Annotated in this window: 22 protein-coding genes and 2 pseudogenes; 22 read left to right on the forward strand and 2 right to left on the reverse strand. The window is 46.6% G+C overall.

Features of this window, described 5'->3' with window-relative positions; all coding sequences use genetic code 11:
* The first annotated feature begins 106 nt into the window (after positions 1-106).
* The 11 genes and pseudogenes from NQ503_RS05540 to NQ503_RS05590 all read left to right on the forward strand — a co-directional run bounded on the left by NQ503_RS05540 (position 107) and on the right by NQ503_RS05590 (position 9,726).
* Positions 107-2,071: a bacteriocin-associated integral membrane family protein gene (locus NQ503_RS05540; RefSeq protein ID WP_004845300.1), complete on the forward strand. Its 1,965-nt coding sequence runs from the start codon at positions 107-109 to the stop codon at positions 2,069-2,071.
* Positions 2,068-2,676 (forward strand): ATP-binding cassette domain-containing protein, encoded by a 609-nt coding sequence (locus NQ503_RS05545; protein WP_002593328.1) that lies wholly within the window; start codon positions 2,068-2,070, stop codon positions 2,674-2,676. Before NQ503_RS05540 ends, NQ503_RS05545 begins: the two co-directional genes overlap by 4 nt.
* Positions 2,677-3,059: 383 nt before the next feature.
* Complete coding sequence (locus tag NQ503_RS05550) at positions 3,060-3,419, forward strand: DUF3847 domain-containing protein (RefSeq protein ID WP_004845305.1); 360 nt, start codon at positions 3,060-3,062, stop codon at positions 3,417-3,419.
* Positions 3,385-4,881: a MobQ family relaxase gene (mobQ, locus tag NQ503_RS05555; protein ID WP_004845307.1), complete on the forward strand. Its 1,497-nt coding sequence runs from the start codon at positions 3,385-3,387 to the stop codon at positions 4,879-4,881. The genes NQ503_RS05550 and mobQ (NQ503_RS05555) overlap by 35 nt, the downstream gene beginning before the upstream one ends.
* Positions 4,878-6,749, forward strand: coding sequence for an AAA family ATPase (locus NQ503_RS05560; protein ID WP_004845308.1), 1,872 nt, complete (start codon positions 4,878-4,880; stop codon positions 6,747-6,749). Before mobQ (NQ503_RS05555) ends, NQ503_RS05560 begins: the two co-directional genes overlap by 4 nt.
* Positions 6,750-6,891: 142 nt before the next feature.
* Positions 6,892-7,050 carry a transposon-encoded TnpW family protein gene (locus NQ503_RS05565; protein ID WP_004845310.1) on the forward strand — a complete coding sequence of 53 codons (159 nt, stop codon included), beginning with the start codon at positions 6,892-6,894 and terminating at the stop codon, positions 7,048-7,050.
* Positions 7,051-7,091: 41 nt separating this feature from the next.
* Positions 7,092-7,892: pseudogene (locus NQ503_RS05570) on the forward strand (VirD4-like conjugal transfer protein, CD1115 family); the annotation flags it as partial.
* Between the two features lie 241 nt (positions 7,893-8,133).
* Positions 8,134-8,292 (forward strand): Maff2 family mobile element protein, encoded by a 159-nt coding sequence (locus NQ503_RS05575; protein ID WP_005426591.1) that lies wholly within the window; start codon positions 8,134-8,136, stop codon positions 8,290-8,292.
* A 154-nt stretch (positions 8,293-8,446) separates the two neighbouring features.
* Positions 8,447-8,719 (forward strand): helix-turn-helix domain-containing protein, encoded by a 273-nt coding sequence (locus tag NQ503_RS05580; RefSeq protein WP_002593556.1) that lies wholly within the window; start codon positions 8,447-8,449, stop codon positions 8,717-8,719.
* Positions 8,679-9,056 carry a TnpV protein gene (locus tag NQ503_RS05585; RefSeq protein ID WP_005426580.1) on the forward strand — a complete coding sequence of 126 codons (378 nt, stop codon included), beginning with the start codon at positions 8,679-8,681 and terminating at the stop codon, positions 9,054-9,056. The genes NQ503_RS05580 and NQ503_RS05585 overlap by 41 nt, the downstream gene beginning before the upstream one ends.
* A gap of 52 nt (positions 9,057-9,108) precedes the next feature.
* Positions 9,109-9,726 carry a hypothetical protein gene (locus tag NQ503_RS05590; RefSeq protein WP_227116248.1) on the forward strand — a complete coding sequence of 206 codons (618 nt, stop codon included), beginning with the start codon at positions 9,109-9,111 and terminating at the stop codon, positions 9,724-9,726.
* 108 nt (positions 9,727-9,834) lie between these two features.
* On the opposite strand, the gene NQ503_RS05595 is transcribed toward NQ503_RS05590, so the two are convergent.
* Positions 9,835-10,641: a helix-turn-helix domain-containing protein gene (locus tag NQ503_RS05595; protein ID WP_005426578.1), complete on the reverse strand. Its 807-nt coding sequence runs from the start codon at positions 10,639-10,641 to the stop codon at positions 9,835-9,837.
* 483 nt (positions 10,642-11,124) lie between these two features.
* Here NQ503_RS05595 and NQ503_RS05600 point away from each other — a divergent pair, with 483 nt between their 5' ends.
* The 7 genes from NQ503_RS05600 to NQ503_RS05630 all read left to right on the forward strand — a co-directional run bounded on the left by NQ503_RS05600 (position 11,125) and on the right by NQ503_RS05630 (position 16,337).
* Positions 11,125-11,313 (forward strand): hypothetical protein, encoded by a 189-nt coding sequence (locus tag NQ503_RS05600; protein ID WP_025544156.1) that lies wholly within the window; start codon positions 11,125-11,127, stop codon positions 11,311-11,313.
* Positions 11,310-11,651: a DeoR family transcriptional regulator gene (locus NQ503_RS05605; RefSeq protein WP_003533392.1), complete on the forward strand. Its 342-nt coding sequence runs from the start codon at positions 11,310-11,312 to the stop codon at positions 11,649-11,651. The genes NQ503_RS05600 and NQ503_RS05605 overlap by 4 nt, the downstream gene beginning before the upstream one ends.
* Positions 11,644-11,940: a DUF3847 domain-containing protein gene (locus NQ503_RS05610; protein WP_002594808.1), complete on the forward strand. Its 297-nt coding sequence runs from the start codon at positions 11,644-11,646 to the stop codon at positions 11,938-11,940. The genes NQ503_RS05605 and NQ503_RS05610 overlap by 8 nt, the downstream gene beginning before the upstream one ends.
* Positions 11,941-12,333: 393 nt before the next feature.
* The gene (locus NQ503_RS05615; protein WP_002596507.1) at positions 12,334-12,555 is read left to right on the forward strand and encodes a DUF4318 domain-containing protein; all 222 of its coding nucleotides are present in this window, start codon (positions 12,334-12,336) and stop codon (positions 12,553-12,555) included.
* Positions 12,556-12,739: 184 nt separating this feature from the next.
* Positions 12,740-14,320, forward strand: a complete 1,581-nt coding sequence (mobQ, locus tag NQ503_RS05620) for a MobQ family relaxase (protein ID WP_005426572.1) — start codon at positions 12,740-12,742, stop codon at positions 14,318-14,320.
* Positions 14,321-14,386: 66 nt separating this feature from the next.
* A complete protein-coding gene (locus NQ503_RS05625) occupies positions 14,387-15,031 on the forward strand; it encodes a CHC2 zinc finger domain-containing protein (RefSeq protein ID WP_020994021.1) in 645 nt (214 codons plus the stop codon).
* A complete protein-coding gene (locus NQ503_RS05630) occupies positions 15,000-16,337 on the forward strand; it encodes a virulence-associated E family protein (RefSeq protein WP_044925918.1) in 1,338 nt (445 codons plus the stop codon). The genes NQ503_RS05625 and NQ503_RS05630 overlap by 32 nt, the downstream gene beginning before the upstream one ends.
* Before the next feature lie 28 nt (positions 16,338-16,365).
* On the opposite strand, the gene NQ503_RS17605 is transcribed toward NQ503_RS05630, so the two are convergent.
* Positions 16,366-16,605: a hypothetical protein gene (locus NQ503_RS17605; protein ID WP_021682886.1), complete on the reverse strand. Its 240-nt coding sequence runs from the start codon at positions 16,603-16,605 to the stop codon at positions 16,366-16,368.
* Between NQ503_RS17605 and NQ503_RS05635 the strand changes: the two genes are divergently transcribed.
* The 4 genes and pseudogenes from NQ503_RS05635 to NQ503_RS05650 all read left to right on the forward strand — a co-directional run bounded on the left by NQ503_RS05635 (position 16,579) and on the right by NQ503_RS05650 (position 19,498).
* A complete protein-coding gene (locus NQ503_RS05635; RefSeq protein WP_003533377.1) occupies positions 16,579-16,776 on the forward strand; it encodes a hypothetical protein in 198 nt (65 codons plus the stop codon). The two genes, NQ503_RS17605 and NQ503_RS05635, sit on opposite strands and share 27 nt — an antisense overlap.
* Positions 16,777-18,447, forward strand: a complete 1,671-nt coding sequence (locus NQ503_RS05640) for a recombinase family protein (RefSeq protein WP_005426567.1) — start codon at positions 16,777-16,779, stop codon at positions 18,445-18,447.
* 90 nt (positions 18,448-18,537) lie between these two features.
* Positions 18,538-18,621, forward strand: a pseudogene (locus tag NQ503_RS05645) (Maff2 family mobile element protein); the annotation flags it as partial.
* A 4-nt stretch (positions 18,622-18,625) separates the two neighbouring features.
* Positions 18,626-19,498 carry a VirB6/TrbL-like conjugal transfer protein, CD1112 family gene (locus tag NQ503_RS05650; protein ID WP_005426566.1) on the forward strand — a complete coding sequence of 291 codons (873 nt, stop codon included), beginning with the start codon at positions 18,626-18,628 and terminating at the stop codon, positions 19,496-19,498.
* The last annotated feature ends 13 nt before the right edge of the window (positions 19,499-19,511 follow it).

Raw genomic sequence — 19,511 nt, forward strand, 5'->3', positions numbered from 1 at the left:
AAAATTAGAATCTAACAAGAGAATGTGGTTGTATGAAAAAATCCATATTAGTATTTTGGGCAATCGTGTGTCTGTTACCTATTCAAAGGAGGTTTAAGAATTTCAAATGAAACATATAAGAAATATATTGCTGTTGATTACGATTATTTTTGCTTTTGTTATGCAAGCTGAAGTATATCAAAATATGCTCTGGAACTTTAATGGTGCTTATTATTTATCGTCCAGATACACAACTACTAATGACGATATGGATTCATTTTTAGCCAATGCAGAAGATACAGCTGAGAAGCATGGTGTTCATATTTTTTCGACTTTTAATCAGAGAGTTTCTAATTATCAGACAAGACTTTATATTTATGGTGATGATACCGTTGTTCGGGATAGTCTTAAAAGCACAATGGATATTGAGGAAAAAACATATACGGCTTTGATAGGTGGAATCACCGTAATAGAATTTGAAGATTTTAGAGAAGCAAAAAACACAGGCAATGGACAGGAAATAATGGTCAGCTATATCGGTGATGATGATGACATTATTGCCACATATCAAGATTTGGCAAAAGAATATTCTATATCGCAGCCAGAGTTTTGGCAATCAACCGAAACTGATATGATGTTCATTGTTTGGGGCCTGGTTGCCATATTGATGATTGTACTTAATATGATTGAGGTGATACGCAGGCAAAAGGAAGTAGTTGTACGAGCTTCTCTGGGCGAAAATGCTGCTGTGATTGCTCTAAAAGCTGTAGTGGCTGATATGATTTCATATGCTGCATTATTCGTCTTAGCAAAGTTGCTTGTTTCTCAATTTATATCGGGAGCGTATGAAGATCATCTCATTTTGGCAGTGTATTGTGCCGGAGCAGTTCTTTCCGTAATTCCTTATGCTGCTTTTGTCCGCTTTGATGTAAAAAAAGCCTTTGCCAATGCTTCAGATAAAAAAGGTATGTTTTATCTTCTGAACGGTCTTAAAGTATTTGCTACTGCTATGACAATTTTTACAATAACTACAAATCTCAGTAGCATTCAAGGTAATTTACTTACAAACACTACTCTTTTAGAAAATCATTATAATGATTATTATTTTGGAGTTATGCAGATTGAACCTCCTTTTGAAGAAAATGAGGAGGAATCCAAAGAGAGCAAATTTTGGAATGACCTTTACGAAAATGAATACAACACGATAAATCCGGTGGTCTGCATAGGCAGCCGGATAAGCGATACGGATAATTATATTTTTGTAAATCATAATGCCAGAGATATGCTACAAGGGTTTTCTGATATGCTTACTGAAGATGATGAAAAAGAGGATATCGTGGTCTTCGTGCCAAAGGGAAGAAATGCGGAATCATACAAAGATATCGCAAAAGAGGAAATTGGTTCTCTTACCCAAAATGCAGAAGAACTGCGTGTTGTTTATAAAGAATATTCTGGCAGAGAACAATTTTATTATCTCAATTCGAACAGAGAAGAGGCTATTGACGGATTGTCAAGAGTAACAAATCCGATTGTGATTTATCAGGCAAATGAGGCTGTTGCTTTAAATGGAAGTTATATCGAAACAGGAACATATAATGGTGAGGTAATCTACGGATGCGATGAAAGCACAATTCGCAGTGTTGCGAAAAAATATTCAGAACAGCTTGGTTCACACTATTTTATGCTGACGAATGTCGGAGAGGATTACATTTATAGTCATAGTTTCCTCGTGAAACTGATTGGCTTTATAAGCTCTCTTTGCGTATTAGTATTGCTGTTAGATATCGCTATCATCATATCTGAAGTGAAAATGGAATTTAGACTTAATGCGATGGAAATCTCCCTCAAAAAGGTTTTGGGCTATCGCTTTTATGAAAGGCACAAAAGATTTATTTCCGTTAATCTCTTAGAAAATATAGCCGTTGTGATATTGATTTGCATTGTTTCAATTTTTATATCTAACGCAAGTGTCGGGATTGCTTTACTGATTGGAGCGTTGCTCACCATTATTGAAATGGCAATCATTTTCACAAATATTATGTGGGTTGAAAAAACAAATATCTCAAAGTCATTGAAGGGAGGATGTTTATGATTATAATTCGTGGCTTAAATAAAGCATTTGGAGAGAAAATAATTTTCTCTAACTTTAATTTAGAAATTCCGGATGGAAGTTTTGTAGTAATCAGCGGCGATAGCGGCAGTGGAAAAAGCACTTTACTCAATATGATTGGTGGTATCGAAAAACCGGATAGCGGCAGTATCATAATCGAAGGGCTGAATATTACCCGGCTTAAAAATAAAAACAGTTTTTTTGCGGATACAGTGGGGTTTCTTTTTCAGAATTTTGCACTGCTTGAAAATAAGACAGTTAAAGAAAATTTAAGTTTGATTAAAAAATCAAGCCGAACTAAAGTATCACTTAAAGAAGCTCTTAATCGTGTGGGGTTATCAAAGGAAGTTAACAAAAAAGTTTATCAGCTTTCCGGTGGTGAACAACAGAGAGTTGCTTTAGCTCGTCTTATGATGAAAAAATGTTCTGTTGTTTTGGCAGATGAACCTACTGGCTCACTTGACAAGAAAAATAGAGATATTGTTATGAGGTTATTGCACGAACTCAATGAAGAAGGTAAAACGGTTATCATTGTTACCCACGATCAGGGTATTATTGAAGATGAACCTTATGTTGTGAAAATCTGAGAGTACCTCTTAGAAATGTCTTGATCTACATTTTATATAATTTGGGTCAGAAGAAAATCCCTTTAGGAACTAAAGGGCGCACTTCTATACTCTCCTATCGGGAGTATGTGCGTCCTGCGGAGCTTCATTCTCTGTCAGCAGAAGAAAACTGCCCGACCGAGAAAGTTGCGTCACTTCGTTCCGTCAAGGTGGCTACACCCCCTTGCGCCGCTAATGCGGCTATCCCCTGTGGACTTGCCGTCCGCAAACAGCATGAAATGCTGTTCGCCGCCAGCAAGTTTGAAAAAATGAATACCGAAAATCAGACCGTTGACTGGTCGCACTATGCGAAAAGTTGACGGTCTTTTTTTATCCCTAAAATCAAAAAAAGGAGGTCAATCACAATGACAAAACCGAAAACCCTTGAACAGCTCCGAGCCGAAAAGGAACGAGCCGAGACGCAGCTTTTACAGGAACAACACAAGCTGGAGCGTCTGGAGAATAGAAAGAAGTATCTGGAGAAAGGTGAACGCACCAAGCGCACACACCGCCTTTGCAATCTGGGCGGCACGATTGAGAGCCTTGCCCCGGAGGTCAAAGATCTCACACGCACCGAAATGACAGAGCTGATGGAACACATCTTTTCCCTGTCCGAAGTCCAGCGAGCCGTCCGTCACATGGCGATTACCCACATCAGCCAAGCAAACAGAGAAAAGGAGTTGAAAGCCGATGGCACTATTTCATCTGAGCGTCACGCAGACTAAGCGAAGCGCAGGACAGTCCGCTATTGCTTCTGCCGCCTACCGTGCTGGGGAGCGATTGTATAGCGAGTATTACGGCGAATACAGCGACTACACCCGCAAGGGCGGCGTGATCTGCTCCGATATTCTCCTGCCGTCCTATGCACCGCCCGAATACGCAGACCGCCAGACCCTATGGAACGCCGTGGAAAAAGCCGAGCGTGGAAAGAACGCCCAGCTTGCATACAGCTTTGACATTGCCTTGCAGAATGAATTTTCCCTTGAGGAAAACATCGCTCTTGCAAGGCAATTTTTGTTAGAAAACTTTGTGAGCCGGGGCATGGTGGTTGACTTCGCCGTACACCAGCCGGACAGAGAGGACGGAGGCATACCAAACCCACACTTCCATGTTCTTTGCCCTATCCGTCCCATTGAGCAGAACGGTAAATGGGGGCTAAAGCAACGCCGGGTGTATGAGCTGGACGAGGACGGCAACCGTATCAGAGACCAGAACGGCGAGTATGTTTTCAATGCCGTTCCCACTACCGACTGGGGCAGTCCCGAAACGCTGGAATACTGGCGGCAGACATGGGCGGAGCTATGCAATGGCAAGTTTGCGGAAAAGGGGCTTGACGTTCGTATCGACCACCGAAGCTATGAGCGTCAGGGCGTGGAGCTTCTTCCCACCGTCCACGAGGGCGCAACCGTCCGGGCAATGGAGAAGAAAGGCATACGCACCGAGAAAGGCGAGTTCAACCGCTGGATCAAAGCCACCAATGCCGTTATCCGTGACATCAAGAAGAAAATCGCTCTCCTGTTCGATTGGATTGCCGAAGCAAAAGCAGAGCTTGCCAAGCCGCAGGCACCCGACCTTGTTTCGCTGCTGAACGCCTATTACACCCAGCGCAGAGCCGGGGCGTATTCGCAGAAAGGCAAGGTCAGCAACCTAAAGGAGATGAACGAGACTTTCAATTATCTCCGGGCAAACGGCATTTACACTCTTGAAGATTTGGAAAGCCGTGTCAGCGAACACAGTGCTGCCACAGAGAGCTTGAAGAAAACGCTGGACGAACAGACCGCCCGAATGAAAGCAATTAAGCAGCTCTATGACAGCTCTGCTGCTTTCCAGAGCTTGAAGCCTGTCTATGACGGCTTGCAGAAAATCAAGTTTGAGAAGCCCAGAGCCAAGTACAAGGCAGAGCATGAAGCGGAACTGAAACAGTTCTACGCCGCCAGACGCAAGCTGACCGGGGAGTTCCCGGACGGCAAGGTGGATATGAAAAAGCTGACCGAAGAGTATGACGAGCTGGAACAGGCGCACAACACCACCTATGGCGAGTTTAAGACCGTCAGAGACGATTTACATCGCCTTTGGAAGGTTAAGTCATGCGTAGGTACTGCCGCCCGATTTAACGAGCGCACAGAGGAACAAAAGCTCCAAAATCGACCCCAAACACGGCAGAAAAAGGAGGAACTATCCCGATGAATTACACCCAAGCGCAGATTGACCGGGCAAACGCCGTCAGTCTGGAAGATTTTCTCCGCACACAGGGAGAGACGCTTATCAAAAGCGGACGGGAATACCGCTGGAAAGAACATGACAGCCTGACCGTCCGGGGAAACAAGTGGTTTCGCCACAGCCAGAGCAAGGGCGGCTATCCCATTGATTTCGTCATGGAGTTTTACGGCAAGTCCTTTCCCGAAGCTGTCCAGATGTTGACAGGCGAAAACGGCGAGGGACAGACCGAAGCCACCACAGCACCGCCCACAGCGTTCCACTTGCCCTTGCACAACAGAACAGCCGACAGAGCAATTCAATATCTTTGCGAAAGCCGAGGCCTCAACAAAACGCTTGTTGAGGATTTTCTTCTTTCCGGGGATATTTACGAGGACGCAAAGCGGCACAATGTTGTGTTTGTCGGCAGAGACCGAAGCGGTACGCCGAGATACGCCCATGTGCGAGGAACGGCAGACCCATTCAGACAGGACATTGCCGGGTCTGACAAATCCTATCCGTTCCACTATGAGGGAAACGGCAACCAGCTCTTTGTCTTTGAAGCACCGATTGACCTTTTGTCCTTTATCTGCCTTTATCCGCAGGACTGGCGGACAAGGAGCTACCTTGCCCTGGGCGGCGTTTCAGGCAAAGCCCTTGACCGTTTCCTTTCTGAACGCAAGGACACCCGAAAAGTGTTCCTCTGCCTTGACAGCGACACCGCAGGAAGTGAAGCCTGCACCCGGCTGGCACAGGACATTCCCGGCGAGATCGCCGTCATTCGCCTTGTCCCGGCAAGGAAAGACTGGAACGATGTTCTCCGTCAGCAAGGGGACATTCCCAGCCGCAAATTCATAGCCGAGACAATCACGCTGCGAGAGCTGCCCACCGCCCAGCCTGTCCCCATGCTCCGTATGGCAGATGTGGAGCTGACGAGCGTGGATTGGCTATGGTTTCCGTATATCCCCTTTGGAAAGCTGACGATTATACAGGGCAACCCCGGCGAGGGCAAGACCTACTTTGCCATGCGTCTTGCGGCGGCTTGCACCAACCGAAAGCCTTTACCCGGTATGGAGACCCTTGAGCCTTTCAACATCATCTACCAGACCGCAGAGGACGGTCTGGGCGATACCGTCAAGCCCCGGCTGATGGAAGCAGACGCAGACCTTGAAAAAGTGCTTGTCATTGACGATAGAGACACACCACTGACCCTTGCCGATAAACGCATAGCAAGGGCAATCCGGGAAAACAACGCAAGGCTGGTTATCATTGACCCGGTACAGGCGTTTCTGGGCGCAGATGTGGACATGAACCGGGCAAACGAGGTGCGCCCGATATTCCGCAGTCTGGGAGACATTGCACAGGCTACCGGGTGCGCTATCGTGCTGATCGGACACCTCAACAAAGCCGCAGGAACGCAAAGCACCTACCGGGGATTAGGGTCTATCGACATTACGGCGGCAGTCCGCAGTCTGCTCTTTATCGGCAAGCTGAAGGACAGCCCCACAACAAGGGTACTTATCCATGAGAAAAGCTCCCTTGCGCCGCCCGGACAGTCCCTTGCCTTTTCTCTGGGAGACGAGAAAGGCTTTGAGTGGATAGGGGCTTATGACATTACCGCTGACGAGCTTCTTGCCGGGGCAGACAACACCAAGACCGAAAGCAAGACCGCACAGGCGCAAATGCTCATTCTGGAACTGCTTGCAGACGGAAAGCGTATGCCAAGCGCAGAGCTGGAAAAGACGGTCAATGAGCGTGGGATTTCCTCACGCACCATGAGAACGGCAAAGAGCCGTATCGGGGACAGACTTGTGACCGAGAAAGACGGCACAGCATGGGTCTGCTATCTCCGAAACTGACAACAGGAACACGGCAAGCGTGGCAAAGACGGCAAGGTTTTTATAGATACCTTAATGTTGCCGCCTTGCCTTGTTCCCTCATACCGACACCGCCCGATGATGAACCGTCACCGGACATTTTTCATTTACAGGAGGATTTTGAATGAACAATACCGCAACCAACACCGCCACTTGCCCGACTGTCAGAAAGCAGATCGGCAAGACCACCTATATCGTCCGTGTCCATTTCAGCCAGACCGCAAAAGAGACAATGGAGGACAAAATCAAGCGTATGCTCCGTGAGGAAGTCCGCAAAATGTGACTTCTTTGTGAATTTGATGAAAAAGTCCTTGACTTTTCGTCTCTGGTAAGACAGCAAAATCTATTCTAATCAGTTGTGGTGCAAGACTCGCACCCTTTGATATTGCGGAACTGCGGGAGCTTATGAGTTATGACGAGCTGGAATTGGATCTGGTTGGTGACAGGAAAACTGCATTGTTTGTCATTATTTCAGATACCGATGATACCTTTAATTTTATTGTTTCTATTATGTACACACAGCTTTTTAATCTGCTCTGTGACAGAGCTGATGATGTATATGGAGGCAGACTTCCAATTCATGTGAGGTGTCTCCTTGACGAGTTTGCGAACATCGGACAAATTCCTAAATTTGAAAAATTAATTGCTACGATTAGAAGCCGGGAAATCTCAGCTTCTATTATTTTGCAGTCAAAGTCTCAGCTTAAGGCAATTTATAAGGATAATGCCGATACCATCGAAGGGAACTGTGATACGACCTTATTCCTGGGGGGAAAGGAAAAAACGACATTAAAGGAAATAGCGGAGATTTTGGGAAAAGAAACCATAGATCTGTATAACACATCGGATACGAGAGGCAGTCAGCGGTCTTATGGAATGAACTACCAGAAAACAGGAAAGGAGTTGATGAGTCAGGATGAAATAGCAGTTATGGACGGAGGAAAATGTATTCTGCAGGTGAGAGGTGTCAGACCATTTTTCTCAAATAAATACGATATTTGCAAACATAAAAATTACAAATATCTGTCCGATTATGACAAAAAGAATACCTTTGATATTGAAAAATATCTGAGTACTAATCTGATACTGAAACCAGAGGATGAAGTGGAACTGTATCAGATGTAACTTCTCGACAAATTGTCGGGAAGTGGATCATGGGAGGAAATCATGAATAATTTGGAAAAAGGGAACAGTCGGTATCCATCGACGAAAATGAATATACCGACTGTACGTGTGAGGAATTTTCCAAGTAGAAAATCCTATGCTTAGTGTAGCACAAAAGGCAGGGTTTATATAGTGTTTTCTTCCATTTCTGGAAAAAATCTAAGAAAGGACTGGAAAATGTAAGTTTTCCAAAGGTACACTTATGGCATTTTTTACAACGGCAATTACGACCTTAAAAACATTGGTTTGTGCGATCGGAGCCGGACTTGCAGCCTGGGGAGTGATCAATCTGCTGGAAGGATATGGAACAGACAATCCGGGTGCAAAGTCACAAGGAATAAAACAGTTCATGGCTAATTAAAGGGAACAAAAAGAAAGGAAAAGCCAATCCAGACGGTATCAGCGGCAGGATACAAGAATAAATTGTGATTTCACAAGATTGGTGTTATAATAAGAGAAAAGTTCCTGCCGGGGCAGCCGCCCCGGTGGTATGGATAGAAAGGCAGGAAAACAATATGCACATCAGCTATAAACCACTCTGGCACACACTGTTAGAGCGTGATATGAGGAAAGAGGATTTAAGGCTTGCCGCTGGTATGACAACGAATATGATTGCCAACATGAGCAAAGAGGGAAAGCACATCAGCATGGACACATTAGCCCGTATCTGCGAAACGCTGAATTGTGAGATTACCGATGTGATTGAGTTAGTACCAGACGAGCCTGCTTCCACAGGAGGTAAGGAACATGAGCGAATTGAAACCAAGAATAACGGAAAACGGAATTGATTATATCCTTGTCGGAGATTACTACATCCCGGATTTGAAACTGCCGGAGGAACCCCGCCCTATCGGAAAGTACGGACGGATGCACCGGGAATATTTAAGAGAAGTCCACCCAGCCCGATTGAACACATTGACACTGACCGGGGAGTTATGGACATATCTTGCAGACCTGAACGAACAGGCACAGGAACGGTTAGACACCATCATAGAGCAGATGAAAGCTGCCGAGGGCGTGACCGAGGAATTGAAGCGTACCTGTCAAATGGAATGGGTGCAGCGTTGCAATAACATTCACAACCGGGCAGAAGAAATTATTTTGCATGAGATGGTTTATTCATAAACGGTATGTCAGAATGACAATTACAAACTGAAAGCTGAAGGAGAGGAAATTTATGAACAAAACCTTAACCCATAGTATGAAATCCTATATAACAATTTTTTTGGTTGGTATTTTAGTCGGATGTATTTGCAGGCTTACAGATTATTGCCCAGCTGATACATTATGGAGTTTTTCGTCAATTCAAACACTATTGGGATTTTGGATTATTACCAATACCATCATTGTTTTAGCAAGTACTTCAAACATTTGTGCAGGGATTAGTTCGTTTTTATATATGTTTGGAATGACATTGAGTTTCTATGGATTACAAGCAATATTAGGAACATTCATACCTTTATTTTCTGGTGGTTTTCGTACTTCACTATTTATGATATTTACTATTTGTTCAATCCCTTGTGCAATAGCAGCGTTTATCTTATATTACTGGAATAAAGAACATATTTTTAATTCTATATTATATTCTCTGCCAGTAGGTGCTTTAGCCGCAGAAGCAATTGTAATTTTTATTTACTTTTTAGGGCATCATACATTCCTATTTCAGTTATTGATGGATGTAATAGGAGTGCTAATTTTTCTTTTCATGTTCTATAAAAAAGCAAAAAGTAAGAAGCTTTTTCTAATCGCTTCGGTAATTAGTGCTTTGGTATTTTACTTTGTTTTTCCATGGTAATATGAAATTATAATATACAACTTACCACTTCAAAATTTCAACTGAATAACCACAGCACAAACCGCTGCTACATGGAAGCCAACACAACCATGCAACAGCGGTTTTTTGTTACCGTTTTTTCCTCTGGCTGATAGGTGTTCCCATTTTCTTTGATTTTTGGAGAATCCGAATCAGCCAGCGAAATTCTTCTTCCGATAAATTTTTGTAGTTGATACCGAGTTGCTTGCAGTAAAGCATTGCCAGTTTTTCCAAACGGCTGCCCTTGAAATTTTCGACCGCTTCCAGATTTTCTTTCAGTTCATCGGCAACGGTGGTCTGGGGAGCACTTTCGCTGTCTTTTTTGTGAGCTTCCCGAATATCCCGGATAATGAGGTTGAGGTCATCCAGAACCATGTGGCTGAAATACTCATCATCGCTGATATGGGCAGCTTGCAGCACCTTCAAATGCGGGTCATCTTCGCCGGGGCGATACCGTTCAATGATTTCATGCCGGACGGTATCAACAAGGGCATTGAGGTTTTGGATTTGCATGGTAGCAATCCCGTCCACATAAATCTCAATATCCGCAAGAAACTTGATAAAGTCCTTATGGGTGGCAAGTTCGCAGAGCAGACGGTTGTTAATCCGACCGCTTTTCAGAAGTGCAACCATCTCATCATTCAAATGCAGCTCCGTCAATGGTGTGTTGATCTGCTCCCGGTTTTCTGTCCGGCACAGCAGATAATCAACGGAAACCCCATAGAAGTCTGCCAGCGTGATAAGGTTGCCATGATTGATTTCCTTAAAATCCTCTTTTTCATAACTTCCAAGAGCTGATTTGGAAATGCCCGTCAGCTTTGATAGTTCTTCCAGATTTAAGCCTTTGTCCTTGCGGAGTTCCCAAAGGCGTTCCTGTATGCTTGTTGCTCCTTTCATGGGTGCACGCTCCCTTCCAACGGTTTCATTGCTGCCGCTTATCTGGATTATATCACACTTTCCGTAATCGTGGAAATTTCTGATTTTTACCCTTAATTCCTACTTTGTGGACATACGGCACAGGGCACAAAAATGTTCTATGATACAGGTAGTTCATCGATGGATTATTCCAATCGAATGACCAGCCTGTGTGGGATATGCTTCCCCGGCGATGTAGTGCCATGACTTTTGGCAGGGATGTGGAGGAACCCTGACCGAAACGAGCGTACCAAAGGGAGCGATACGCCGCTGTGAGATTCAGGGGAGGAACGACACCGGGGAGAACTGGCGAACTGACACCGAAATGATACCGAAACACGACAATCTGATAGGGGGACAGTCTACCCTATCGCTGATACTTCGGGAGATTTTAAGCGGCTCTATGGCTGTAATTTTGCCGAAAATCGCCCCGAAACCATACACTAAAACGGGAGGAAGCGCAATATGCCGAGAATGAGCAAAAAGAGGAAGCATGAGCTTTCCTTTTACCTCAATGACCGGGGGCGTGTCACTTACAACGAATTATGCCGGAAATGCCAGCATGGGTGCAAGCAGAGCTTCCGGGCGGTTGTGGTTGACTGCCCCCGTTATTTATCCAAACGAGCAAAGAAAAAGGAGGAACACACAGAATGAATTTTGAATTTATGACGATAGACACACCATTGCCGCTCTGTATGCCCTTTCCCAGAGCGTTAACAGGATTTCCAGTCAGCAGCACCGCAAAGGTCATGTACTGCCGGATGCTGGACGCTATGCTATCCAAAGGGCAGGAGGACGAGAACGGAATCCTGTTTGTCTGCTTCCCTGTCACAGCCCTTGCCGCAGTCCTGTCCCGCAGCTCTATGACGGTCAAGCGTTCTTTGAATGAACTGGAAACCGCCGGACTTATCATGCGGGTGCGTCAGGGCGTGGGAGAACCAAACCGGATTTATGTGCTGATACCGGGAAAGGAGGACGCTGCCCTTGCCTGATACATCAAAGCTGGAAAAGCTCAACCGGGAGCTGGAGAAAAGCGAAAAGAAACTGCGGAAAGCCATCAATGATGAAAAGGCATTGCAGCACCAGTTAAAGCAGCTTACCCGAAAGGAACGGACGCACCGGCTCTGTACTCGTGGCGGTATGCTGGAAAGTTTTCTGCAAGAGCCGGAACGCCTGACAGATGATGATGTCATGCTGTTGTTGAAACTCATTTTTCACAGGCAGGACACGCAGGAACTATTGAAAAAACTGCTGGAACGGGAGAAGCCGGAAACCCCTTAGTTTACTAAGGGCGCAATTATACACCACCCAGAGGTTGGTGCATTGCGTTCTCCGAAGGCTCCTCGCCGGAGGGCTGTGATTTGTGCGAGCAATGAGCCGAACGAATATGCTTGCATATTCACTCGGCGAATGCCGCAGCAGCCGACAGAATGTCGGCTTCCGCAGTCATGGTCTGCTCCAAATCATACAGGGGACGCTACGCTTCCCCTGCGCTGGCTACCACCAGCTACCCTTTTGTGGACTTGCCATCTGGGGACACCTTGCGTTGCAAGCTGTTCCCAGCCGACAAGTTTGAAGTTATAAGTGGATTTTTGCGAAGCTGTATGATACTATTATTTTATAACGCTTTGAAAATTCGTGGATTACTTAACAAATTAGAAGGAGGTATTTTATATGTTTAAAAAAGCTTTTTGGGTTCCTTATGAGGATAGTGCCAATTACCCAACTCTTGCAAAAACTATGGAAGCAATTTCAAAGTATTGTGAAGAAAATGGTAAGTCTTATACATTTATTAACGATGACGAAGTGGAGATAAATGGAAAAAGATATGAAATATATAGGGGCTACGAAAATGGTAGTAGGGGAAATTACGGCATAAAATGTAAAGAAAAATAAATCCAGTTTGTTATTCTACACACATCGGGTCAACTTGTCCCGAACTTTCACAACTAAATACCCGCCGCTTACACAGCGGCACACCGAGCAGGAAATCTGAAAAAGGTCTCCTGCTTTTTTTCTGCCCAAAATGAGGTGGTAAAACGCCACCCCATCCACCAAGCATAGAAAGGAGGGATACGAAATGCCCTGTCCACACAACGAAATCTCGATTGTTCAGCGTAGCCAACAGCAGTCTGCGGTTGCCGCCGCTGCCTACCAGAGCGGCGAAAAGCTGTTCTGTGAATACGACCAAGAAGTGAAGCACTACCCAGAAAAGCGAGGTATCGTCCACAATGAAATCCTGCTCCCGGCAAATGCCACGCCGGAGTATGCAGACCGCAATACTTTATGGAACGCCGCCGAAGCTGTGGAGAAACAATGGAACTCCCAGCTTGCAAGGCGGTGGGTGCTTACCATTCCCAGAGAGATACCGCCCGACCAGTACGCTGTCCTTGTCCGGGAGTTCTGCCAGCAACAGTTTGTTTCCAAAGGCATGATTGCTGACTTTGCCATCCATGACCCCCACCCGCCGGGACACAATCCTCACGCCCATGTCCTGCTCACTATGAGGGCAATGGACGAACATGGGAAATGGCTTTCCAAGAGCCGCAAGGTTTATGACCTTGACGAGAACGGGGAACGGATAAAGCTGCCATCCGGCAGGTGGAAAAGCCACAAGGAGGATACGGTGGACTGGAACGACCAGAAGTATTGTGAAATCTGGCGGCATGAATGGGAGGTCATCCAGAACCGCTATCTGGAAGCCAATGATCGCCCGGAGCGTGTGGACTTGCGTTCCTATGCCAGACAGGGGCTTGATATTATCCCTACTGTCCATGAGGGTGCTGCTGTCCGGCAGATGGAAAAGCGAGGTATCCAGACGAATATCGGCAACCTGAACCGGGAAATCAGAGCCGCCAACCGCCTGATGAAGTCCATCCGGCAGCTTATCCAAAACCTCAAAGGCTGGATTACCGAGCTGGGAGAAAAACGGAAAGAACTGCTTGCACAAAAGGCGGCGGAGGAAGCGACACTTCTTCCAAATCTACTGATGAAATATATGGAGATACGAAAGGAAGAACGGAAGGACTGGACGAGGGCTGGACAAAATCGGGGGACTTCACAGGACTTAAAGGCAGTCAGCGAAGCCCTGTCCTATCTCCGGCAAAAGGGGCTTTCCACTGTGGAGGACTTGGAAGCCTTTCTGGAATCTTCCGGGAAATCAGCCGCAGATTACCGCAGTCAGATGAAGCCAAAGGAAGCCCGAAGCAAAGTGATTGACGGACTGCTTTCTGCCCGGACAGACTGCAAGGAATGTAAGCCTGTCTATGAGAAGTACCAGAAGATATTTTTTAAGAAAACAAAGGAGAAATTCAACCAGGAACACCCGGAGGTTGCCCGGTATGCGAAAGCCGCCGCCTACCTTGCCAAGCACCCGGACGATAAGGACAGCACCCAAAAGAAGCTGCAAGAGGAGCAGGAAACGCTTCTGGAAGAAATTGCAGCCCTGAAAACACCTCTGATCGAGGTACAGGCTGATTTGAAGAAGCTGCGGGACATCCGCTACTGGGTACGGAAAGCCACACCCGGCACAGAGGAAAGCAAAGAGCCGCCCAAGAAGCAGCCCATCAAGGAAGTCTTGCAGGATAAGGCAGACGAGAAAAAAGCACAAAGAACCGCCCCGGCACAGGCGAAACACAGACAACAGGATATGGAACTTTAACAGGCACTTGCCATTTTCAATCAGAGAATGTCAGGTGTTTTTTTCTTTTTTCAAGGAGGGATAGATTTGAATGTATTTGAAGCTGTGAAGCAGTCCGTCACAACCAGACAGGCTGCGGAGCATTATGGAATCCATGTAGGGCGGAACGGGATGGCTTGCTGCCCGTTCCATCATGATAAAACCCCAAGCATGAAGCTGGATCGGCGTTACCACTGCTTCGGCTGCGGTGCGGATGGGGATGTGATTGATTTTGCCGCCGCCCTGTATGGGCTGGGAAAGAAAGAAGCCGCCGTACAGCTGGCACAGGACTTCGGGCTTTCCTATGAGGACTGGAAACCGCCGGGAAAAGCAAAAAAGCCAAAGCCCCGGCAGAAATCCCCGGAGGAACAGTTTCAGGAAGCAAAAAACCGCTGCTTCCGTATTCTTGCCGATTATCTCCACCTACTCCGAGTGTGGAGAAAGGAATATGCCCCGCACTCCCCGGAGGAAGTCTTTCATCCCCGGTTTGTGGAAGCCTTACAGAAGCAAGACCATGTGGAATATCTGCTGGATGTGCTGCTGTTCGGGGAAACAGAGGAAAAAGCGGCTTTGATTACGGAATACGGAAAGGATGTGATACAGCTTGAACAGCGAATGGCAGAGCTTGCAGCCGCAGACGCAGCAAGAACTAAAAAACACCATGAACGCCATGCAGCCGCCCCAGAGCATTGAGGAAATCAAGGCGGGGCTGGAAACCACCGAGAAAGGCGGTGTCCGTCAGAGCATACGGAACTGCCTGACCGTATTCCAGCGTGACCCGCTGCTTTCCGGGGCTATCGCATACAACATCCTGACCGACCGCAAGGACATCATAAAGCCCATCGGCTTCCACAGGGACAGCACCGCCTTAAACGATACGGACATGAAATATCTGCTTCTCTATCTGGAAGAAACCTACGGGCTTACCAATGAGAAAAAGATTGATAACGCCATCGGGATTGTGGCGAATGAAAACAAGTACCACCCCATCCGGGATTATTTAAGTTCCCTTGTGTGGGACGGGACAGAGCGAATCCGCTTCTGCCTACGGCACTTTCTGGGAGCTGACGCAGATGATTACACCTATGAAGCGTTGAAGCTGTTCCTGATGGGCGCTATCTCACGAGCCTTTCAGCCGGGGTGCAAGTTTGAAATCATGCTCTGTCTGGTCGGAGGTCAGGGGGCTGGCAAGTCCACCTTCTTCCGTCTGCTGGCAGTCCGGGACGAGTGGTTCTCCGATGATTTGCGGAAGCTGGACGATGACAATGTGTACCGTAAGCTGCAAGGTCACTGGATTATCGAAATGTCGGAAATGATGGCAACCGCCAACGCCAAGAGCATTGAGGAAATCAAGTCGTTTTTAAGCCGGCAGAAAGAGGTTTACAAGATACCCTATGAAACCCACCCGGCAGACCGCCCCCGTCAGTGCGTGTTTGGCGGCACTTCCAATGCCCTTGACTTCCTGCCCCTTGACCGTTCAGGCAACCGCCGTTTTATCCCGGTCATGGTGTACCCGGAGCAGGCGGAGGTTCACATTTTGGAGGACGAAGCCGCTTCCAGAGCCTATATCGAGCAGATGTGGGCAGAAGCTATGGAGATTTACCGAAGCGGCAGGTTCAAGCTGGCTTTCAGCCCCACCATGCAGCGGTATCTCAAAGAACACCAGCGGGATTTTATGCCGGAGGACACCAAAGCCGGAATGATACAGGCGTATCTTGATAAGTACACCGGGAGCATGGTCTGTTCCAAGCAGCTTTACAAGGAAGCCTTGAACCACACCTTTGACGAGCCGAAGCAATGGGAAATCCGGGAAATCAACGAGATTATGAACCAGTGCATTACCGGCTGGCGGTACTTCCCGAACCCAAGAATGTTTTCCGAATATGGCAGACAAAAGGGCTGGGAGCGTGAAAACCCGGCAACGGACTCCGGCAACCCGTCTGAAAAAACGATGGATGGTTTTGTGGAGGTCACAGAACAGATGGAGCTTCCATTCTGAAAATGACCGCCCGTTGCACCCCCTGTTGCTATCCCGTTGCCGAGCCGGTTGCCGGGGAAAACCCCTTATTTCCGGGCTTTTCTCCCTTATAACAACCAAAACAACAGAAAAATAAAAGAAAAGTATAAATAGTAACCATCGCCAGATTGAGATTGTTTGCAAGGTCTTTTGAAGCCCGTTGCCGGACTTCGTTGCCGACACCCTCTGTCTGGCTATTTTCATGTATGGAGGATAACTGCCTATGGCAAAAAACAAAACAGAGATTCATGTGACCACTGTATTTGACGGGGAACTGGACGCAACCGATGTGTTCGTCAGCCTGATTTCCCAGAAATACGGTAAAATAAATACAAAAGAATATCTTGCTAAAAAGAAAGATATAGGCTATAATGAAGATGAGGTTCAAAAGAGCCAGATACCGTCTGGATTGTGTGGGTAAATGGCTATGATGAACGAAATGGAATACAGAACAATCGGTTCGGCACTTGCCGGGGGCTATCGTGCGGCGGTCTATTGCAGGCTGTCAAAGGACGATGACCTGCAAGGCGAAAGTGCCAGTATCGCCAACCAGCGGGATATGCTGGAAAAATACTGCGAAAAGCAGGGATGGGAGGTTGTGGCAGTCTATCAGGACGATGGCTTCACAGGTCTTAATATGGAGCGTCCTGATTTACAGAGGATGTTGAGAGCTATTGAGCGCAGGCAAATCAACCTTGTCATCACGAAAGACCTCAGCCGACTGGGGCGTAACTATCTGCAAACCGGGCATTTGATTGAGGACTTTTTCCCAAGAAACGGTGTCCGCTATATTGCCATGAATGACGGTATCGACACCCTGCGGGATAACAACGACATCGCCCCGTTCAAGAATATCCTGAATGAGATGTACAGCAAGGATATTTCCAAGAAAGTCCATTCCTCTTATCTTCTGAAAGCGCAGAAAGGACAGTTTACCGGGTGTCTTGCCCCGTTTGGGTATCGGAAAGACCCGGAGGACAAAAACCATCTGCTCATTGACGAGGAAACCGCCCCGATTGTGCGGCTGATTTTCGGATATGCCCTGAACGGTCATGGTCCGAACTATATCCGCAGACGGCTGGAGGAAGAAAAAATCCCCTGCCCCACATGGTGGAACCGGGAACGGGGGCTTCGCAACACCCGAACCAAATGGGAAAAGAAAGACCCGGAAAACGGGCGGTATATGTGGGACTTCTCCGTTATCAAAGACCTTTTGATGAATCCCGTCTACACCGGTGCGATTGCTTCCCAGAAAAAAGACTACCGTTTCAAAATCGGCACAATTGGGGAAAAGAAGCCGGAGGACTGGATTGTGGTGGAGGGACAGCATGAACCGCTGATTGACCGCATGAGCTTTGACATTGTGCAGAACAAGATGAAATCCCGCCAGCGTCCGGGGCAGACCGATGAAATCAGCCTGTTTGCCGGATTGTTAAAATGCGGCGAGTGTGGGAAGTCGCTGACGGTACGCTACACAAACGCAAAACATCCCCAGCGGATTTATTCCTGCAAGACCTACAACGCCTTTGGAAAGAACCACTGCACCCAGCACCGGATTGACTATGACACCCTTTACAGCCATGTGCTGCGGAAAATCCGGGAATGTGCCAGAGCTGCCCTGATGGACGGGGAAGCGGTTGCCGACCGCCTGACCAATACCTGTGAAGCAGAGCAGCGGGAACAGCGGGAAGCAATGGAACGCTCCCTTACAAGGGACGAGGAACGGATTGAGGTTCTGGACAAAATGGTCATGCGGCTTTATGAGGATATGATTGCAGGGCGTATCAGTGAGCAGAATTTCAACACCATGCTGGAAAAGACACAGACCGAGCAGACGGAGCTTAAAGCAAAAGTGTCCGAGGGCAGAAAGCGGCTGTCTGATGAAGTCCAGCTTGCCAATGACGCAAAACAATGGGTGGAAGCCATTCAGGAATATGCCAACATCACAGAGCTGGACGCAGCCACCCTTAACCGCTTAATCAAAGAAATCGTCGTGCATGAACGCATTGACGAAGATAAAACAAGACACATTTCTATCGAAATTCATTTTAATCTCAAACCCATCCCGGAGGTGGAACAGGTCACTGCCTGACCTGTCCCGCCGGGACGGTTCTCTAAAAAACACCATATAGATTTTTTGTACGCCGCCGCCCGCCATCGAGCAGAGTTTTACACCTAATTGGGGATAAAACAGTTGATGGCGGGCGGTGGCATCGTACTGATTGGAATAAACCTGATTCCACAGCTTGCAACTTTGTTTGGATAAATAAATGGGTGGAATAACCGAAAAAATAACAGAGTTCATAAAGGATCTGCTAACAGGCTGGATCACATCAAACCTGGATACCATGTTCACCGATGTAAATACCAAAGTAGAAACGATTGCTACAGAGGTTGGGAAAACACCCCAAAATTGGAACAGTGGCATTTTTTCCATGATAAAAAATCTGTCGGATAATGTCATTGTCCCCATTGCGGGGATGATTATTACATTTGTACTGTGTTATGAGCTGATTTCCATGATTATGGAAAAAAACAATATGCACGATACGGATACGTTTATGTTTTTCAAATACATTTTTAAGATGTGGGTAGCGGTATATCTGGTTACTCATACTTTTGATATTGCGATGGCAATTTTTGATGTAGCGAATCATGTGGTATCCAATGCTGGCGGTATGATAACCGGTTCCGCATCTATTGATGTTACAGAAGCATTGAAAACGCTTCTTGAAACGCAGATTGAAGATATGGGAATCGGAGAATTACTGGGGCTTGGTCTGGAAACGATGCTGGTCAGTTTATGTCTAAAAATCATATCAGTCCTGATTACCGTCATTTTATATGGACGAATGATAGAAATATATCTTTATGTCTCTGTGGCACCTATTCCGTTTTCAACATTTACGAACAGGGAATGGGGAAGTATTGGAAATAATTACGTGAAGGCATTATTAGCGTTGGGATTCCAGGGATTTTTTATGATGGTATGTGTTGCGATTTATGCAGTTCTGGTAAATGCTATTACAGTTGCGGATAATCTTCATACAGCTATCTGGTCAGTTGCAGCATATACAGTTATTTTATGTTTCAGCCTGTTTAAGACCAGTTCCCTGGCAAAATCAATCTTCAATGCACATTAGGAGGAAACAAGAA

This window comes from Blautia obeum ATCC 29174, assembly GCF_025147765.1.
Taxonomy (GTDB): domain Bacteria; phylum Bacillota; class Clostridia; order Lachnospirales; family Lachnospiraceae; genus Blautia_A; species Blautia_A obeum.

Excerpts from the sequence above, each read along its gene's own strand:
- NQ503_RS05540 (WP_004845300.1), top strand. The coding sequence starts at position 107 with ATGAAACATATAAGAAATATATTGCTGTTGATTACGATTATTTTTGCT.
- NQ503_RS05545 (WP_002593328.1), top strand. The coding sequence starts at position 2,068 with ATGATTATAATTCGTGGCTTAAATAAAGCATTTGGAGAGAAAATAATT.
- NQ503_RS05550 (WP_004845305.1), top strand. The coding sequence starts at position 3,060 with ATGACAAAACCGAAAACCCTTGAACAGCTCCGAGCCGAAAAGGAACGA.
- mobQ (WP_004845307.1), top strand. The coding sequence starts at position 3,385 with ATGGCACTATTTCATCTGAGCGTCACGCAGACTAAGCGAAGCGCAGGA.
- NQ503_RS05560 (WP_004845308.1), top strand. The coding sequence starts at position 4,878 with ATGAATTACACCCAAGCGCAGATTGACCGGGCAAACGCCGTCAGTCTG.
- NQ503_RS05565 (WP_004845310.1), top strand. The coding sequence starts at position 6,892 with ATGAACAATACCGCAACCAACACCGCCACTTGCCCGACTGTCAGAAAG.
- NQ503_RS05575 (WP_005426591.1), top strand. The coding sequence starts at position 8,134 with ATGGCATTTTTTACAACGGCAATTACGACCTTAAAAACATTGGTTTGT.
- NQ503_RS05580 (WP_002593556.1), top strand. The coding sequence starts at position 8,447 with ATGCACATCAGCTATAAACCACTCTGGCACACACTGTTAGAGCGTGAT.
- NQ503_RS05585 (WP_005426580.1), top strand. The coding sequence starts at position 8,679 with ATGAGCGAATTGAAACCAAGAATAACGGAAAACGGAATTGATTATATC.
- NQ503_RS05590 (WP_227116248.1), top strand. The coding sequence starts at position 9,109 with ATGAACAAAACCTTAACCCATAGTATGAAATCCTATATAACAATTTTT.
- NQ503_RS05595 (WP_005426578.1), bottom strand. The coding sequence starts at position 10,641 with ATGAAAGGAGCAACAAGCATACAGGAACGCCTTTGGGAACTCCGCAAG.
- NQ503_RS05600 (WP_025544156.1), top strand. The coding sequence starts at position 11,125 with ATGCCGAGAATGAGCAAAAAGAGGAAGCATGAGCTTTCCTTTTACCTC.
- NQ503_RS05605 (WP_003533392.1), top strand. The coding sequence starts at position 11,310 with ATGAATTTTGAATTTATGACGATAGACACACCATTGCCGCTCTGTATG.
- NQ503_RS05615 (WP_002596507.1), top strand. The coding sequence starts at position 12,334 with ATGTTTAAAAAAGCTTTTTGGGTTCCTTATGAGGATAGTGCCAATTAC.
- mobQ (WP_005426572.1), top strand. The coding sequence starts at position 12,740 with ATGCCCTGTCCACACAACGAAATCTCGATTGTTCAGCGTAGCCAACAG.
- NQ503_RS05630 (WP_044925918.1), top strand. The coding sequence starts at position 15,000 with ATGAACGCCATGCAGCCGCCCCAGAGCATTGAGGAAATCAAGGCGGGG.
- NQ503_RS05635 (WP_003533377.1), top strand. The coding sequence starts at position 16,579 with ATGGCAAAAAACAAAACAGAGATTCATGTGACCACTGTATTTGACGGG.
- NQ503_RS17605 (WP_021682886.1), bottom strand. The coding sequence starts at position 16,605 with ATGAATCTCTGTTTTGTTTTTTGCCATAGGCAGTTATCCTCCATACAT.
- NQ503_RS05640 (WP_005426567.1), top strand. The coding sequence starts at position 16,777 with ATGGCTATGATGAACGAAATGGAATACAGAACAATCGGTTCGGCACTT.
- NQ503_RS05650 (WP_005426566.1), top strand. The coding sequence starts at position 18,626 with ATGGGTGGAATAACCGAAAAAATAACAGAGTTCATAAAGGATCTGCTA.